Source organism: Streptomyces sp. JLBJ103 (genome assembly GCF_058215575.1).
This window is the reverse complement of sequence record NZ_CM177089.1, coordinates 6,251,140-6,268,021: the sequence shown is the minus strand read 5'-3', so window position 1 is coordinate 6,268,021 and position 16,882 is coordinate 6,251,140. Positions and strand designations below refer to the sequence as shown.

At 73.3% G+C, this 16,882-nt stretch carries 11 protein-coding genes; 2 read left to right on the top strand and 9 right to left on the bottom strand.

The genetic code is table 11. The annotated features are described in order from the left end of the window. Positions 1-5: 5 nt before the first annotated feature. The 5 genes from AC4BEG_RS27675 to AC4BEG_RS27655 form a co-directional block, all read right to left on the bottom strand. Positions 6-1,196 (bottom strand): type III PLP-dependent enzyme, encoded by a 1,191-nt coding sequence (locus AC4BEG_RS27675; RefSeq protein ID WP_490702440.1) that lies wholly within the window; start codon positions 1,194-1,196, stop codon positions 6-8. Next, positions 1,193-2,932, bottom strand: coding sequence for an IucA/IucC family protein (locus AC4BEG_RS27670; RefSeq protein WP_490707225.1), 1,740 nt, complete (start codon positions 2,930-2,932; stop codon positions 1,193-1,195). The genes AC4BEG_RS27675 and AC4BEG_RS27670 overlap by 4 nt, the downstream gene beginning before the upstream one ends. A gap of 86 nt (positions 2,933-3,018) precedes the next feature. Next, positions 3,019-4,959, bottom strand: coding sequence for an IucA/IucC family protein (locus tag AC4BEG_RS27665; RefSeq protein WP_490702439.1), 1,941 nt, complete (start codon positions 4,957-4,959; stop codon positions 3,019-3,021). Then, a complete protein-coding gene (locus tag AC4BEG_RS27660; protein WP_490702438.1) occupies positions 4,956-6,245 on the bottom strand; it encodes an ATP-grasp domain-containing protein in 1,290 nt (429 codons plus the stop codon). Before AC4BEG_RS27660 ends, AC4BEG_RS27665 begins: the two co-directional genes overlap by 4 nt. Before the next feature lie 76 nt (positions 6,246-6,321). Further along, positions 6,322-7,953, bottom strand: a complete 1,632-nt coding sequence (locus AC4BEG_RS27655) for a carboxyl transferase domain-containing protein (protein WP_490702437.1) — start codon at positions 7,951-7,953, stop codon at positions 6,322-6,324. A gap of 276 nt (positions 7,954-8,229) precedes the next feature. Between AC4BEG_RS27655 and AC4BEG_RS27650 the strand changes: the two genes are divergently transcribed. Continuing rightward, positions 8,230-9,270: a lytic polysaccharide monooxygenase auxiliary activity family 9 protein gene (locus tag AC4BEG_RS27650; RefSeq protein ID WP_490702436.1), complete on the top strand. Its 1,041-nt coding sequence runs from the start codon at positions 8,230-8,232 to the stop codon at positions 9,268-9,270. 260 nt (positions 9,271-9,530) lie between these two features. On the opposite strand, the gene AC4BEG_RS27645 is transcribed toward AC4BEG_RS27650, so the two are convergent. Continuing rightward, on the bottom strand, positions 9,531-10,013 hold the full coding sequence (locus AC4BEG_RS27645) for a MarR family winged helix-turn-helix transcriptional regulator (protein ID WP_490702435.1): 483 nt from the start codon (positions 10,011-10,013) through the stop codon (positions 9,531-9,533). Positions 10,014-10,128: 115 nt separating this feature from the next. Between AC4BEG_RS27645 and AC4BEG_RS27640 the strand changes: the two genes are divergently transcribed. Continuing rightward, positions 10,129-10,545 carry an organic hydroperoxide resistance protein gene (locus tag AC4BEG_RS27640; RefSeq protein WP_490702434.1) on the top strand — a complete coding sequence of 139 codons (417 nt, stop codon included), beginning with the start codon at positions 10,129-10,131 and terminating at the stop codon, positions 10,543-10,545. Positions 10,546-10,696: 151 nt separating this feature from the next. Here AC4BEG_RS27640 and AC4BEG_RS27635 read toward each other — a convergent pair whose 3' ends face one another. The 3 genes from AC4BEG_RS27635 to AC4BEG_RS27625 form a co-directional block, all read right to left on the bottom strand. After that, a complete protein-coding gene (locus AC4BEG_RS27635; RefSeq protein ID WP_490707224.1) occupies positions 10,697-11,503 on the bottom strand; it encodes an esterase/lipase family protein in 807 nt (268 codons plus the stop codon). A 291-nt stretch (positions 11,504-11,794) separates the two neighbouring features. Next, complete coding sequence (locus tag AC4BEG_RS27630) at positions 11,795-12,847, bottom strand: DNA polymerase Y family protein (RefSeq protein ID WP_490707223.1); 1,053 nt, start codon at positions 12,845-12,847, stop codon at positions 11,795-11,797. Between the two features lie 452 nt (positions 12,848-13,299). Continuing rightward, positions 13,300-16,875 (bottom strand): DNA polymerase III subunit alpha, encoded by a 3,576-nt coding sequence (locus tag AC4BEG_RS27625; protein ID WP_490702433.1) that lies wholly within the window; start codon positions 16,873-16,875, stop codon positions 13,300-13,302. Positions 16,876-16,882: the final 7 nt, after the last annotated feature.

Genomic DNA, 16,882 nt, shown 5'->3' with positions numbered 1-16,882 from the left:
ACCGGTCAGCCGCCCAGGTAGTGGAAGCCCGGCTTCGGATGCATCAGGAAGTCATGGTGCGAGATGTTCCAGGCGTAGGCACCGGCGAGGGCGAAGGCGATCCGATCACCCACCCGCAGGGCGTCCACCGGCACCTGCCGGGCCAGGACGTCCTTGGGGGTGCACAGTTGGCCCACCAACGTCAGCTTCTCCCCCGTCACAGCGGGGCGCCGCCACGCGCGGTCCCAGCGGTCGGCGGGCAGCACCCGGAAGGGCTGGTCGTGCTGTTTGGTGGCCGGGGTGCGCAGATGGTGGGTGCCGCCGCGCAGTACCGCGAACGCCTCGCCCCCGCTGTGCTTGAGGTCCAGCACCTCGGTGACGTACCAGCCGCAGTAGACCGTCAGTGATCGGCCCGGTTCGATCCGCAGGGTGAGTCCGGGGTGACGGCGGGCCACTTCGGCCAGGCCCGCCCCGTACGTGGCCCAGTCGAAGCGCTCCTCGGGGCGGGTGTAGTCGACGCCCATGCCGCCGCCGACGTTGACCTCGGTGAGCCCCAGGGCGTGCCGGTCGGACAGCTCCTGGGCCCAGGCGGCGATCCGTCCGGCCACACCCACCTGGGCCTGGGCGTCGAGTCCGCTGGCGAGATGGGCGTGGATCCCGCGCAGTCGCAACGGGCCGCCGTCCGCCGTGAAGTGGCCGAGACAGTGCTCGACCTGGTCCGGGTCGAGGCCGAACGGGCTGGGGCGGCCGCCCATGGCGAGCGCCGCGCCACCCAACTCCCCCTCGCCCAGTGGGAGGTTGACGCGCAGCAGCACCTCGGCCGTGAGGCCCCCGGCCCCGGCGATCTCGCCCAGCAGCCGCAGTTCGTGCTCGCTCTCGACGTGGAAGCGCTCCACACCCAGCTTCAGCGCGCGCCGCAGTTCGGTTTCGGTCTTGCCCGGTCCGCCGAAGGCCAGTGGCCGTCCGGGCACGGCGTCGCGGACATGTTCCAGTTCACCGCCGGAGGCGACTTCGTAGCCGGTGACGTACGGGGCCAGGGCGGCCAGAACGCGCGGCGCGGGGTTGGCCTTGGCCGCGTAGTACAGCTCGACGGCGGGCGGCAGGGCCTCGCGTACGGTACGGGCGTGGGCGGCGAGCGCGGTCAGGTCGTAGACGTAGGCGGGCAGGTCGTCGCCGCTGAGAGCGGTGGCGCGGTCGGCGACGGATGGGGTGATCATCGGCTGCTCCCGGGTGAGATGACATGGGCCGCCTCGGACAGCAGGGCGGAGGCGAGCGGACTGGCGATGCGGACGTAGCCCGCCTCGCAGTCGGCCTTCCGGGCCCAGCGGGTGAGGAGGTTGGCCTTGGCGGGCAGTGGGACGCCCGCGACGAGGGCGCGCAGCGGGGGCGGATCGTCATGGGCGGCGGAGCGTTCGCACAGCGTCCGGCGGACGGCCGACCACAGGGCGGGCTCCAGCCGCGGATGCCGGTCGGCGAGGGCGGCGACCATCTCGGCGACATGGTTGACCAGCAGGCAGTACACCACCCGGTCCCAGCCGCGCTCACGCTCGTACGTCATGGGGCGGGCGACGGCGGGCGGCAGGGCGGCGAGCGCCGCGGTGTGGTGGTCGGGCAGCAGCTTGGTGCCTTCCAGGTCGCGGAAGAGCACCTGTCGCGGGGTGCCGGAGGCGTCGACGCCGATGACCACGTTCTGGAGGTGGGGCTCCAGGACCACGCCGTGGTCGAAGTAGGCGGCCAGCACGGGCGGGACGAGCAGTCCGAGATACGCCTCCCACCAGGCCAGCGCGTGATCGGGCCCGGCCCCGGCGAGCAGCCGGGAGACCTGGGCGCCGCCGGTCGGGTACTCATCGGCGACGGCCGCCGCCAGCAGCCCGGTCAGCCCCGGCCGCAGCCGGGCGGTCAGCCCCTCGCGGACGATCACACCGAAGCCCTCGGCGAGTTCGCGGTGGCCCAGGTCGAGGGTGCGGTAGGCGGGTTCGCGGAGCAGCTCGCTGCCGGGGAAGCGGGCGGCGAGGTCGGCGGCGACCGCCTCCAGCAGCCGGGTCAGCGCTACGGCGCCGGACAGTTCGTAGTCGGCGTTCTTGCGCAGGCAGTTGGTGATCCGCACGTTCAGGCTGAACTTGAGGAAGTCCCTGCCGTCGTAGAGGGTCCGCACCGACGCGGTCGGCGCGAAGTCCGGTCCGCCGGGCCCGAGGTCGAGCACATCACCGCGGCCCAGTGCCGCCCGCAGCGCCCGGTGGTCGCGCAGCATGGCGTACTGCCAGGGGTGGGCGGGCAGCAGCCGGTAGCCGTCGGGGACCGGCCGCTGCCGGTCGAGGGCGGCGAGCGCCCCAGGGGACACGGACTCCTCGCGGACGAACTCCTCGCGCACGGCGAGGTGGTGCAGGGGGAAGCGGGCCCCGGCCTCGGGGGCGAACAGCGACCAGGAATCGGCGCTGCCAGTGCGGGCCTTGGGGGTGGGGTGGAAGCGGTGGCCGAAGAACAGCGACTGCTCGGAGGCCAGATAGGCATCGTCCGCCGGGACGGCCGGGGCCGGGGCGGTGGCCTTCTCCCGCTCCTCCAGGGCCGCCGTCATCCCCGCGTGGCTGGAGGCGACCTGGTCCAGGAACTCGTCGTTGCGCACCCCGGTGCGCAGATGCAGTTCCCGGTGGATGAGCTCGGCGAGGTCGCGCCAGGTGACCTCGGTCCAGGTGCCGTCGCGCCGTTCGCTGACCGGTCCGGTGAACCGGTGGGCCCCGATGAGCGAGGTACGGCGCAGTCCGACGCGCAGCAGCACCCCGCAGCGCGGCAGCCGCAGCCGCAGCCGTCCGTCGGCGACGACGGTCTGGTGCTCCGGCCCTGACACCTCGCGGAGCAGGCAGTTGAGGAGCGTATGCGCGGCCACTTCGTCGGCGGAGGCCACGGCGGTGGCCACAGCGGTGGCGACGGTGGGCGGGGAGGAGGGCGAGGGCATCGAGCGGCTCCAGCGGGTGCGGAGGGGGGTGGTGGGTGCGGGGCGGGATACCGGCCTGGTGGGTGGACCGGCCGGCGGCTCGGTGGTCATCTGCCGCTCTCCCGCAGCAGGTAGTTGGGCCCGGTGACGTAGTGCTTGTTGATGTCGGCGGCGCCGGTGCGTTCCTTGGGCAGCAGTGTGCCCGCCGTGACCATCGCCTTGACCGGCAGCCGGGGCGCGTCCAGCAGCCGGGCCCGCAGCAGATCGGCCGTCGCGCCCGGCCGGGTCCCGGCCATCCGGTCGACGGCCTCGGTGAGCCGGTGGCGCAGCTGCCGCAGCAGGGTGTCGAGCGGCGCCCGGCCGAGCGCGGCCAGCTCGAAGACGAGGGCCGCGGCGCACAGATGGACGGTGATGGTGATGAACACATCGGTCACCGGCCCGTCGCCCGCGGTCAGGATCCTGCGGTCGTCGAACCCGCACAGATCGGCGGCGGCGCCCCCGCCGATCATCGCCGCGAGCCGTATCGCGTGGACGCGCGGACCGTCATGGTCCTTGATCAGCAGCCGTAGGCGGGGGCCCTGCGCGCCGTCCTCCAGCACCAGGGAGGTGTTCTGCTGATGGGACTCCAGCGCGATGCCGTGGGCGAACAGGGTGGTGTGGAAGTCGAACAGCAGCCGGTAGTAGGCGTCGAGGAGAGCGTGCAGATCGCCGCCGTAGTAGCGGTCGGCGAGCGCGTCCACGACCAGACCGCCGTCCGGTGTCCGGGCGAGCAGCCCGGCCAGCGGCACGATCCGGGCACCCTCCAGACCGGGCGGATAGCGGCGTACCAGGGCCGCCAACAGCTCGTGCCCGGCGTGCAGATGGGTGGTCTCGTCGGCGAGCAGCACGGTGTCGATGAACCGCGGCTCCCGTTCGATCACCGCCTCCACCAGCCGCTGGGCCACTTCGCCGTCGATCAGCGTGCCCGGTTTGACGGTCCGCCGGTTGCGCAGCCCCAGGGTGGAGGTGGTGAGCGGCAGCTTGAGGTGGACGAGGGGGTCCCGCACGACGGCGACGGTCCGCATCGAGAGGGTGGGGACGACGTCGAGGTGCGTACGCTCGGCCAACCGCGCGGAGCCATCGAGCCCGGTCTCCCGCAGCGCGTCGGCCAGCGGGCGGCCGACGGTGAGCGGGTGGACGGGGACGGCCAGATGCGTACGGTCCGGGCCGCGCCCCAGCCCGAGTTCAGCGGGTGTGGGCCACCACCCGGGCAGCCGGGAGGGATCCCCGGCGACCGCCTCATGGGGCAGCGCGACCCAGCGCAGCGGGAACGTCGGGTGGAACTCGGGCGCATGGGCGCGTAAGGCGACCTCGCCGAAGCCGGAACGGACGCGGCCGGTCGGATAGACGGGGTGATCGCGGAAGGCGGCGAGGGTGTCGTACGCGAGCGATCCGGACATCCCGGTCCACCCGGGGCCGTAGCGCGCGGTCAGCCGCCCGACGACCGTCGGGCGGACGCGGTCGTGCAACCGCGCGGTGGCCAGGGCCTGTTGGCACTCGCCGACGAAGGCGTCGTAGCCCGCCCGGTCCTCGGCCGGGACGACCCGCCGCAGCACCCCGAGGACGGCATCGAACCCGGCGATGACCCTGGCGGCGGGGGCGTCGCCAGGGTGCGGCCGCACAGCGATTGCCATAGTCCCGGACGGCACGGGCCGTCGCGCGGGATCCGGCACCACACCTGACAGGTGCGCCACCGTCCGCAACACGACATCGCCGCCCACCGCCTCCGGCAGGGGCACGCACTCCAGCCGTACCGGGCGGCTTGTCCGGATCTCGCACTGGAAGCCGTCGTCCTCCACCGGCAGCGACAGCACGCACTCGCCGCCCTCCAGCGCGATCCGCAGCCAGTCGCGCCCGTCCGCGCGGCGTACGGTGCGAGAGCGGCTGCGCAGTCCGTACGCGTCCTCGCGGAGCAGGGTGTCGAGCACCCGTCCGAGAAGCTCCTCTTCGGCCCTCCCGCACCCGCCGGTGCGGGACCGGAAGCCGTCGGCCGCCCCGGGCTCGCTCATGGCGTGATCTCCCATCGATGGGCCGCCAGGAACTCCGCCACGGCGGCGTCGATCAGCGTCTGGTCGGTGCCGGTCGCGCGCAGGACGCCGAGGAAGTCGCGGTTGGTGCGGTAGAGCGGGTGTTCCTCGCCGATGTCACGCAGGGGACGGTAGTCCAGCCGTACGCCGTCGCGCTCGCTCAGGTCCGCCGCCGGAGCGGAGACCAGCCGTCCGGCGCGGTCCGCCAGGACGTATTCCATCCGGGCCCTGCCGTCGGTGCGCGCGCCGAGGTCGTCCGGCAGCGGCTCGCCGAGGTGGGTGCGCAGCACATGCTCGAAGAGCGGGATGCCGAGGAGTTCGGCGAGCACCAGGTCGCACTGGTCGCCAATGGCCCGGTAGTTGACCTCGATCAGCCGCGCCCGGTCGCCCTGGACGACGTATTCGGTGTGGCAGATGCCGAAGCCGACACCCAGCGCCCGCAGTTGGTCCAGCACCTGGCCGGTGTGCGGCTCGGGCGGCGGGGCGGGCAGCAGCCGCAGCCGTTCCTCGATGAAGTGCGGGGGCGGGGAGAGTTCGGTGCGGAACCCGCCGAGGACATGCAGGGTGCGGCCGTCGCCGAGGGTTTCGAGGGTGCGGAGTTCACCGTCGAGGTACTCCTCGACCACCAGCGCCGCGCCGGGCCGCCGTTCGCGTATGGCGCGGCACTGTGCGACCAGTTCCGCCGCGTCCGCGACGAGTACGACGTCTTCGCTGGCCACACCCTCGCGCGGTTTGAGAACACAGGGGTAGGGCGCGTCGAGCCCGGTGAGGGCGGACGGGTCCTGTCCGGTGCCGAGTTCGGTGGACCAGACGGTGTCGGCGCCGGCCGCGGCGAGGGCACGGCGCAGTTCGGCCTTGTTCTTGGTGCGCAGTGCGGCGCGCCAGTCCTTGCCGGGGAGGCCGAAGTAGTCGGCGGCGAGGGCGGCCTGGGCCTGGAGGTGGTCGCTGTTGGTGAAGATCGCCCGGGGCCGCTGTCCGGTGGCGGCGATATGGCTGATGACCTCGCGGAAGTCCCGTATGTCGCAGTGCTCGAGGGCGAGTTCGGGCAGGGGTGCGGTACCGGCCGCCCGGAGGCGCGCGTAGACGCGCTCATGCACCTCGGGCTGGTCGGTGAGCAGGGTGACCGCGAGCCCCAGTCTCGCCGCCGCCGGGAGGAATCCCTCGGTGACGGAGTCGGTGGGGTTGACGGCGAGGAGATGGAGCCGGTCGGGCCGCCGGGCAGGGGAGAAGGGCGGCCGTGGTGCCGCCTCGGGATCATGCTCGTTCACGGCCCGAGATTAGGTTAGGCATGCCTAAGACTGCCAATTCGCCGGGCCGGTCTGCCTGTTTGGTCCTGTTTCGCCGTCAACCGGATACCCCGATACGACGGTGCCGAGCCCGGCGCGCGGCCAGTCGCTCGTCCTGGTCCCGCGCCCGGAGGGCGGCGAGTTCGGCACCGAGGATACGGCCGAGCCGGTCGAGGAAGATCTCCGGGCGGCCCTCTTCGGCGTCGGACTCGTCCACGATCCGGTCGACGATGCCCTGGGCGAACAGATCGGCGGAGCGTACGCCCTGGCGTCCGGCGACCTCGTACGCCCGCTCGGTGGTGCGGTGGAGGATCGCGGAGGCGCCCTCGGGCGGCAGCGGTGACAACCATGCATGGCGCGCCGCCACGACCCGGTCGGCGGGCAGCAGCGCGAGCGCGGCGCCTCCGGCGCCCTGACCGAGCAGCAGACACAGGGTGGGCGCGGGCAGGGTCACCATATCGGCGAGGCAGCGGGCGATCTCCCCGGCGAGCCCGCCCTCCTCGGCCGCGCGGTTGAGCGCCGCGCCCGCGGTGTCGATGACGGTGAGCAGCGGAAGCCCCAGTTCGGCGGCGATCCGCATCCCGCGCCGGGCGGTCCGCAGCCCCGCGGGGCCGAGCGGCTGCCCCTCCCCCGGCCCGTCACCGGCCTCGCCCTCGCGCGCGCTGCGGCGGTTGTGCCCGAGCACCACACAGGGTGTGCCGCCGACGCGCGCGAGGGCGAGCAGCAGCCCGGGATCGTGCTCACCGGCGCCGGTGCCGCTGAGCGGAGTCACGTCCTCGGCGGCGATACGCAGCAGATCCCGCACCCCGGGGCGGTCGGGCCGCCGGGAGGCCCGTATCGACTCCTCGGCGGAGGGCACCGCGCCGGACCCGAGGGCAGGGCCCTCGGACGCCCCGGCCGCTGACGCGGATCCCGCCGCCCGCCCGGCGCCCTCGGGGGTGGGGTCTCCGCACAGGACGCGCAGGACCTGCGCCGCCACCCCCGCCAGGCGGCTGGCGGGGAGCACGGCGTCGATCAGGCCGTGGTGCATCAGATGCTCGGCGACCTGGACGCCGGGCGGGAACTCCTCGCCGTAGAGCGCCTCGTGCACGCGCGGACCCATGAAGCCGATGAGGGCGCCCGGCTCGGCGGCGGTGACATGCCCCAGGGAGCCCCAGGACGCGAGGACGCCGCCCGTCGTGGGGTGGCGCAGATGGACGAGGTAGGGCAGGCCCGCGGCCTTGTGGTCGGTTATCGCCGCCGCCACCTTCACCATTTGCAGGAACGCGACCGTGCCCTCCTGCATCCGCGTCCCGCCGGAGGCGGGGGCGGCGAGCAGCGGAAGCCGCTCCGCGGTGGCCCGCTCCACCGCCCGGACCAGGCGTTCCCCGGCGGCGACGCCGATCGACCCGGCGAGGAAGCGGAACTCGCACGCCACGAAGGCCACCCGGCGCCCGTCGAGCCGCCCCTCCCCCGTGATCACCGACTCGTCGAGCCCGGTGCGCTCACGCGCTCGCTCCAGGTCGGCGCGGTAGTCGGGGTCCTCGGTGGTGATCTCGACCGGTTCGTCCCACGACCGCCAGGTGCCCGGGTCGAGGACGGCCTCGACCAGCTCGACGGCGGACCTGCGCGACACCGGCGTGGAGGGGGTCGGGGACGGCGTCCGTCCGGGACCAGCGGCGTCGTTCGTACGAGAGTTCGTTCCGGTCATGTCGTCACCATCCCACGGACCCGGCCCTCCGCAATCACTCCACCATTCTCGGCATGCGCGGGCTCGCGCGCTCGGGATCAGCCGGGCGGGCCGACCATCCCGGGCAGACAGCGGACGGTCACACTCCGGTCCGAAACGGGCGTCATTCTCAGCTCAGTCTGAGCTGCTCCTTAACGCCGCCATAAGCGCGGCAAACGGCCTGATGGGCGTGGTTAGCGTGCTGCGCGTCGCCCCCCGCCACCCCCACACCCCCATCAGCAACAGGAGTTACCCACCATGACCGCTCGTCGCAAGGTCGCACGGATCGCCGCCCTCGGTGTGGTGCCGCTCGCCCTCACCACGCTGAGCGCGGCCCCGGCCACCGCCCACGGTTCGATGCAGGACCCGGTCAGCCGGGTGTCGGCCTGTTACGCCGAGGGGCCGGAGAGCCCGAGATCGGCGGCCTGCAAGGCGGCGGTGGCGGCCATGGGCACCCAGCCGCTGTACGACTGGAACGAGGTCAACATCGCCGACGCCGCCGGGAGGAGCAAGCAGATCATCCCGGACGGAAAGCTGTGCAGTGCGGGCCGCGACAAGTACAAGGGCCTGGATCTGCCGCGCGCCGACTGGCCCGCCACGGCGATGAAGGCCGGGACCCACACCTTCACCTACCGGGCCACCGCCCCGCACAAGGGCAGCTTCGAGCTGTACATCACCAAGGACGGCTACAACCCCACCAAGCGGCTGACCTGGTCCGACCTGGAGGCGAAGCCGTTCGCGAAGGTCACCGACCCGACGCTGAAGAACGGGAGTTACGTCTTCACGGGCACGGTGCCGAAGAAGTCCGGCCGCCATCTGATCTACAGCATCTGGCAGCGCTCGGACAGCCCGGAGGCGTTCTACACCTGCTCGGACGTGACCTTCGGCGGCTCAGCCGGGGCCGCCGGTGCCCCGAAGGAGTCGTCGGCCCCGGCCGCGCCGGCTCCGAAGGCGTCCGCGCCGAGCGACGCACAGATCGCCGAGGGCGCCGAGAAGTCGACCGTCGATCACCATGGACACGGCGGCCACAAGCCGAAGGCGGCGGAGTCCAAGCACACCAAGCACGGCAGGAAGGCCGCCGAGCACACCAAGAAGCCCGAGACCGGCAGCAACCTCGAGGCGAAGAACGCCAAGGCGCCCACCGCCATCGACAGCAGCGGTGACCACCTCGCCCAGACCGGTGGGGACGACAACACCACCACCCTCGCCATCGGCGGTGCCACGGTCCTCGCGGCCGGGGCGGCGCTGCTGTTCACCGTGAACAGCCGCCGCAGGACGGCGCGGCGCGGCCGCGGCTGACGCGGGCCGCAGGCCGGGCCACAGGCCGGGCCACAGGCCGGAGTCGGCTCCGAGGGTTCATCGACCGCCCCCTCGGAGCCGACTCCTCCAGGTCCGTCCCCGCAAGGCGGCACGGCGCCACTGCCGCGGGCCGCAGGCGGGGCGGACCGGAGCCGGCTCCGGGGGGTTGCTGTCCCCCCTCGGAAGCCGGCTCCGCCATGTCCGTACGACGCGTCCGTACCCGAGTCCGTAACCGACGCCCGTACGCGGCCGACCTGCGCTCAGGCGTCCTCGTCCCCCTCCGCCTCCTCGGCGGCCAGCGCCGCGTCAAGCGCGGCCGTCAGCCGCTGGAGGCGCGTGCGCAAGTCCACCATCTCCTCCAGTTCGAGACCGCTGGCCTCACCGATCTTCAGCGGGATGTCCTGCGCCTTCTCGCGCAGCGCCGCACCCTCCGCCGTCAGCCGCACCGTCACCGAGCGCTCGTCCTGGGCGCTGCGCTCGCGCTGGACGAGACCGGCCGTCTGCATGCGCTTGAGCAGCGGCGAGAGGGTGCCGGAGTCCAGCCGCAGATACTCCCCCAGCCTCTTGACCGGCATCTCCCCGTGCTCCCACAGCACCAGCATCGCCAGGTACTGGGGATAAGTCAGCTCCGTCTCGCGAAGTATCCGGCGGTAGACGCCACCGAAGGCGCGCGAGGCGGCGTGCAGGGTGAAGCAGAGCTGGAGATCGAGCCGGAGGAGGTCGGGGCGGGACTGGTGTGACATGCCTCCAGCGTACCCTTTAGTTGTGCACAACTTAATTGTGTGCTGTACTTCGTATCGATCCGGGGCGGGCGCACCGAGCGCCCGCCCCGCACCGGACTTGAAAGGGATGGTCTCCATGGATGCGCTCTACACCGCGGTCGCCACGGCCAACGGACGCGACGGCCGCGCCGTGAGCTCCGACGGCCAGATCGACCTGGCGCTGGCCATGCCGCCCGTGCTCGGCGGCAGCGGCAAGGGCACCAACCCCGAGCAGCTGTTCGCCGCGGGCTACGCCGCCTGCTTCGCCAGCGCGCTCGGTCTCGTCGGCCGCCAGGCCGGGGTCGACACCAAGGACATCTCGGTGACCGCCGAGGTCGGCATCGGCAAGGACGAGGCCGACGGCGGCTTCGGCCTCAAGGTGACGCTGCGCGTGGAGCTGCCCGCGGAGCTGGAGGGCGAGAAGGGCCGCGGCCTGGTCGAGCAGGCCCACCAGGTGTGCCCGTACTCGAAGGCGACCAGGGGCAACATCGCGGTCGAGCTGATCGCCGAATAAGGCGAATCAGCGGGACCCGCCCGCACCACGGCGACCGGCGTCGACGCCGGGCTGGTACGCGGGAGGCGGACCAGGCCGACGGGCGACGCGCCCTGCTCGTCAGAACCGAGGCAGGGCGCGCACCGGGCCGTCAACCGCCTTCTGTCAAGAGTCAGTCGTCCGACTCACAGGTCGTCGGAGTGGCGTGTTCTGGATCGAGGGCGTTGACGGCTTCGTGGAAGGCGAGGCCGTCGGTGAGCCCGATCGCGAGGTGCTCGGATATGTCGGTCCGGCACAGGTCCTGGAGCACCACGTTCTTGACGTCGGGGCCGGACAGGAACTGCCCTTGGTACGGCGTGGCGACCTCGTCGTACCTGGTCGCGATGACCGTGTACCGCACCCCGGGGACGGTGTCGCCGCCCTCGTTGAGGCGCTTGAGGAAGTCCGAGCCGATGACCTGGTCCATCAACCCCGGCGCGGCCTTGGCGATCAGATCACCGGCGCCCGGGAAGTAGTCCAGCAGCTTGGTCAGTCCGGACAGGGTGGTGCCGTGGTTGTTCGGGGCGAGGCCGACCAGGGCGTTCACCTTCGGCGCCCCGCCGAGGAACTTGAGGTAGTAGCGGGGCATCATGCCGCCCTGCGAGTGTCCGACCATGTCGACCTTCTTGGCGCCGGTGGCGGCGAGTACCCGGTCGACGTAGGCGGACAGCTGCTCGGCGGACTTGTCGATCCGGTTGAGGCCGTGGAAGAAGGGCACGAGCGGCAACTGCCCGTAGTCGAGGGAGAAGACGCAGTACCCGCGCTTGACCAGGTACGGGGCGAAGCCCAGCCAGTTGTCGACGGAGTTGCCCAGGGTGCCGTGCACCAGCACCACGGGGCGGGGATGTTGGGCCGACGGCTTGCAGGAGTAGTTGTTCCAGCCGCTGCTGACCGAGGCGCCCGCGCTCGCCGCCTCGGCCGCGGTGGGTACGGCCGTCATCGCGACGGTCAGCGCCAGGGCGGGCAGTAATCCGCGGGACGTGCGGGATGACCTGCGGGCCTTCAGGGACTTCTGGGACTTCTGGGACTTGTGCGGCTTCTGGAACCCGTTGATGCCACGGATATGCCTCCAGGGCAGCATCACATGAACTCCTCGCTGTGGGGGAGAGAGAGTTGCACTGACGGCGCGTCCTGCGATCCGGATCACAAGTGGTGGTGCGCTGAGAAGAAATTACGCGTGAGTAGCAAAGGCATCCAGCCATCGACCGGTGAAGGAATGTCTACGCACTTTTCACACGACGTCCAGGAATCCGGCGGGCCGTACCGCGGACGGACCGAAGCGGGCACGCGCCCGGTCGGCCGCCGCCTCCAGCCGACGGGACTTCTCGTCCGCGGGGTCGAACGTCAGCTGGTGCGCGGCGAGTTCGGCGTCCATCAGCCCCTCCAGCCGCAGCGCTACGGACCGCACCCGGGCCCGTTGCAGCCCGAGCGCGTCGTGCAGCGCGTACGCGGCGGCGGTCAGCAGCGGGGTGTGGGCGGTCGGCTCGGCCAGGGTGCGGGAGCGGGTGGTCGTGGAGCGGTCGGCGTACCGGACGGTGAGCACGAGTACGGCCGCGGTCTGCCCGCTCGTCCGCAGCCGGGCGCCGAGCCCGTCGGCGAGCGTGAGCAGCGCCCGGCGCCGCCGGACGGGGTCCAACTCGTCGTGACGGAAGCGGTGTTCGGCGCCCATGGCGCGGGTGGGGGCGTTCGGGGTGACGGGCGCCGGGTCGATACCGCGGGCCCAGGCGTGCACCGTGCGCGCGGTCGCCGCGCCGAGGATCCGCTGAAGGGTGCCCAGCGGCGCGTCGGCGATCCGCGCGGCGCTGTCGAGCCCGTACGCACACAGGGTGCGCGCGGTGGCCGGACCCACGCCGGGCAGCGCGGTGGGCGGCTTGCGGGCGAGGAACGCCGCGACGGCGCCGGGTTCGTCGGGCACGGTACGGACGGCGCCGGGGGTGTCCGGCGAGGCGTCCTGGGCGGCCATCCGGGCCAGCATGGGGTTGGCGGCGACCCCGACGGTGCAGTCGACGCCGTACCGGGCCAGCGCCCGGACCCGCACGATCCCCGCAAGACCGGCGGCGTCCCGCCCGAAGTACCGCAGCGCGCCGCGGACATCGGCGAACGCGGCATCGGGCGGCAGCGCCTCGACGACGGGCGTCAGCTCCCCGAGCAACGCCAGCAGCCCCTGGTAGACATCCTCCCCCAGCGCCCCACTCCCCCGCTGGAACCGCACATACAGCACATGCGGCTCCCCACCGAGGGATTCGACCGGCCCCGCCACCGGAGCGGACCGCGACTCCCCCACGGCCCCGGCCGGGGCTCCGGTGGCCCCCGCCACCGGCCCGGACACCGGGTCCGGCCCACCGGCGTCGGCACCGGCACGGCCCGCCGACGCGGCAGACGGCAGCCCCGCCGGGGACCCGGACCCCGCCGACGGTTCGGCCGCCCCCGCCACCGGGGCACACGACGCCCCTGCATCGGCCTGGGAACCCGCGGGCGTGGACGGCTCGGACGCCGAGCCCAGTCGCCCAGACGTGGCGGCACCCGCCGGACGCGCGGTACGCCCAGCCGACCCGGTGGACCGCTCCCTCGCCAGGGACCCGGCGGATCCGCCCGCCGAGGGCGGGGCGCCGACCGATGGCCCGCCCCCCGGCGGAGGTTCGGTGGACCCCACCACCGGATCGGCGGGTGCGGGCCGTGGCGCCGGGCGGGGGCCGCGGAGGGCGTCGGTACGGGGCTCGGGGGCCCGGTCGGGGGTCATCCCGCGCTCCCCGGGCTGGCGTGCCACAGTTTGCGGCCGGTGGCGGACTGGTCGCCCGCGGGCTGGAGGTCGGCCCACGGGTGCATGGCGTAGCCGGTGGACATCTGGATGCGGCGGCCGGAGTCGGCCCCGGCCGGTTCGCGCGTACCGTCGTCCGGGCCCGCCGCGAGTTCGGCGGCGACCGCCTCCAGGCCGCCTTCGCGGCGGAGCCGGGCCAGTTCGGCGAGGTTCCAGACGGCCGAGCCGACAACGCTGAGGCTGCGCGGACCGCGCCGCTGGACCACCCCGCGTACCAGCAGCAGCCACGAGTGGAAGACGGTGTGCGCGCACGCGGCGTGGCTGTCGTCGAAGAACGCGCAGTCGACCAGGCCGGTGCCGTCGTCGAGGGTGGTGAAGATGACCCGGCGGCCGGAGCGGATCGGCGGGGTCTGGGTGGCGGCCTTGGCCCCGGCGACGAGCACGGTCTCGCCGTGCCGGGCGTCCCGCAGCCGCTTGGCGGACATCGCGCCCAGCTCCTCCAGGAAGTCCCGGTGGTCGCCCATGAGATGGCGGGAGACGTCCATGCCGAGGATGCCGAGCTCCGCGCCGAGGCGTTCGTCCGCGTCGAGGTCGGGGAGTCCGGCGGGGGCGGCGGGCTCGGCCTCGGTCAGCGGGAGCTGGCCCGCGCCGCTGTGCCGGGCGGCGCCCCGCTGCTGCCGGTGCAGTTCGGCGATCTGCAACAGCAGGTCGCGGCGGCTCGTACCGAACGCGTCCAACGCGCCGACCTGGGCCAGCCGTTCGGCCACCGGCCGTCCGGGGTGGGCGCGCAGCCACAGGTCCTGGAGCGAGGAGTACGGCTGTCCGGCCGCGATCCGCCCGGTCTCCGCCTCGCTGATGCCGTGGACGTCGGAGAGGGCCAGCCGGACCCCGATACCCGGGCCGTCATCCGACGAGCCGCCGCCGGACGGGCCGCCGCCGGACGGGCCATCACCCGACGAGCCGCCGCCGGACATCAGTTCGATTCGATAGGCGGCCCCCGAGCGGTTCACATCCAGCGGAAGGATCGGCACCCCGCGCCGCCGCGCGTCCGCCAGCAGCAGCCGCTTGGGGTACATCCCGGGGTCGTGGGTGAGCAGCCCGGCGTAGAAGGCGGCCGGGTGGTGCGCCTTGAGCCAGGCGGACTGGTAGGTCGGCACCGCGAAGGCGACGGCGTGCGCCTTGCAGAAGCCGTACGAGCCGAACGCCTCGACGATCTCCCAGGTGTGCGCCAGCACCTCCGCCGGGTAGCCCCGCTTCGACGCCTCCGCCCGGAACCAGGCACGTACCCGCCCCTGCCGTTCGGGGTCGGACAGCGCACGCCGCGCTTCGTCGGCGAGGTCCCGTTCACAACCGGTCATGATCGAAAGGATCTTGATGATCTGTTCATGGAAGACCACCACGCCGTAGGTCTCGCGCAGCGCCTCCTCCAGGTCCGGATGCGGATAGCGCGGCGGCTTGCGGCCGTGCCGGGCGTCGATGAAGGGGCGCACCATGTCGGCGGCGACCGGGCCGGGCCGGAAGAGCGAGATGTCGACCACGAGGTCGTGGAAGGAGGTGGGCTGGAGCCGTCCGAGGAGATCACGCTGTCCCGGGGACTCGATCTGGAAGCAGCCGAGCGTCTCGGTGGAGCGGATCAGATCGTAGGTGGCCGGGTCGCCGGGGCGGACCTGCGCCGGGTCGTCGAGGTCCAGCGTGCGCCCGGTGACCCGTTCGGTCTCGGCCACCGCATACGCCATCGCGGACTGCATCCGTACCCCGAGCACATCGAGTTTGAGCAGCCCCAGCTCCTCGACGTCGTCCTTGTCGAACTGGGACATCGGGAAGCCCTCGCCACTGGTCGGCACGATGGGCGTACGGGCCCGCAGTCCGGCGTCCGAGAGCAGCACCCCGCAGGGGTGCATGGCGAGACCACGGGGCAGCGCGTCCAGCGCCTCGACCAGCTCCCAGAACTTGCCGAAACGTTCCTGCTCGGCGGTCGCCTCTCGTAGCGCCCGCAGTTCGGGCAGTTCGGCCAGGGCCGCGCGGGCGTCGCGGGCCCGGATGTGCGGGAAGGACTTGGCGAGCCGGTCCACCTCCTCCGGGTCCATGCCGAGCGCCGCGCCCACGTCCCGTACGGCATGGCGCACCCGGTAGGTCTCGGGCATCGCGACGGTCGCGACCCGCTCCGCCCCGAAGCGGTCGAAGATGGCGCGGTAGACCTCGAGGCGGCGCGCGGACTCCACATCGATGTCGATATCGGGCAGCGCGGCCCGCCGCACCGACAGGAACCGCTCCATCAGCAGCCCGTTGGCCACCGGATCGGCGTGGGCGATACCGAGCAGATGGTTGACGAACGAGCCCGCGCCGGAACCGCGGGCGGCCACCCGGACCCCGAGCGCGCGGGTGTCGTCGACGACCTGGGCGACGGTGAGGAAGTACGAGGCGAAGCCGAGCCGTTCGATGGTGCGCAGCTCGTCCTCCAGCCGCTCCCAGCGCACCCGGTCGCGGTCGTAGCCGCGCAGCACCATGGCGGCGGCGCAGCGCGACCGCAGCACCCGCTCGGCGCTGCGCCGTCCGGCACCGACCAGCCGCGGTTCGGGGAAGTGGACACTGCCGAGGCCGATGTGGTCCTCGGGGTCGACCAGGCACTCGGCGGCGGTGCGCCGGGTCTCCTCCAGCAGCCGGTACGCGGCGTCCCGCCGCATCCCCGCCGCCTCCACGATCCGTTCGGCGATCCCCGCCATGTCCCGCGGGCCCTTGAGCCAGCGCTCACCGCTGTCGAGCGAGCCGGGGTGGCTGGTATCGATCGGGACCAGCCGGCGGGCGGCGTCCAGGACATCGGCGACCGGGCCCTCCCCCTGGTCGGCGTAGCGCACGGCGTTGCTGAGCACGGCCCGTACGCCCTGTTCGGCGGCGAAGCCGACGGTACGGGCGGCCAGCCGCAGCGAGCCGGGGCCGGTGCCGGTGCGGTCGTGCCACACGGCCTCCAGACGCAGGGCGTCACCGAGGAGTTCACGCCAGGGGGCGATCAGCCGGGCGGCCCGGTCGGGCCGTCCGGCGGCCAGGGCCCGGCCGACATCGGAGTCGGGGCCGAGCAGCACGGTCAGCGCGGAGAGCGCGCCGCCACCGCCGCCGATCAGGTCGCGCCAGTGCAGCAGGGGCGGTCCGCCGCCCTGGGTACGGGCGGAGCCGCGGTGGTCGAGGTCGGCGTGGGCGGCGGAGACCAGCCCGCACAGCGCGGCCCATCCGGCCGCGCCGTCCCGGGCGAGGAAGACCACACGTGGCGCGGATTCATCGATGAACGCCCCACCGCGCACCGGGGTGCGGCGCCGGACCGTATGCCCCGGCTCCGGGGGTTCCGCCCGGACGGCCAGATCCACCCCGAAGAGCGGTCGCACTCCCGCGGCCTCACACGCGCGGGCGAACCGCACCGCTCCGGCGAGGCTGTCGCGGTCGGTCAGCGCGATCGCGTCCATGCCGCGCTCGGCGGCGCGCTGCGCCAGCCGCTCCGGATGCGCGGCACCGTACCGCATGGAGAATCCGGACGCGGTGTGCAGATGCGTGAAACCTGGCATCCGCACC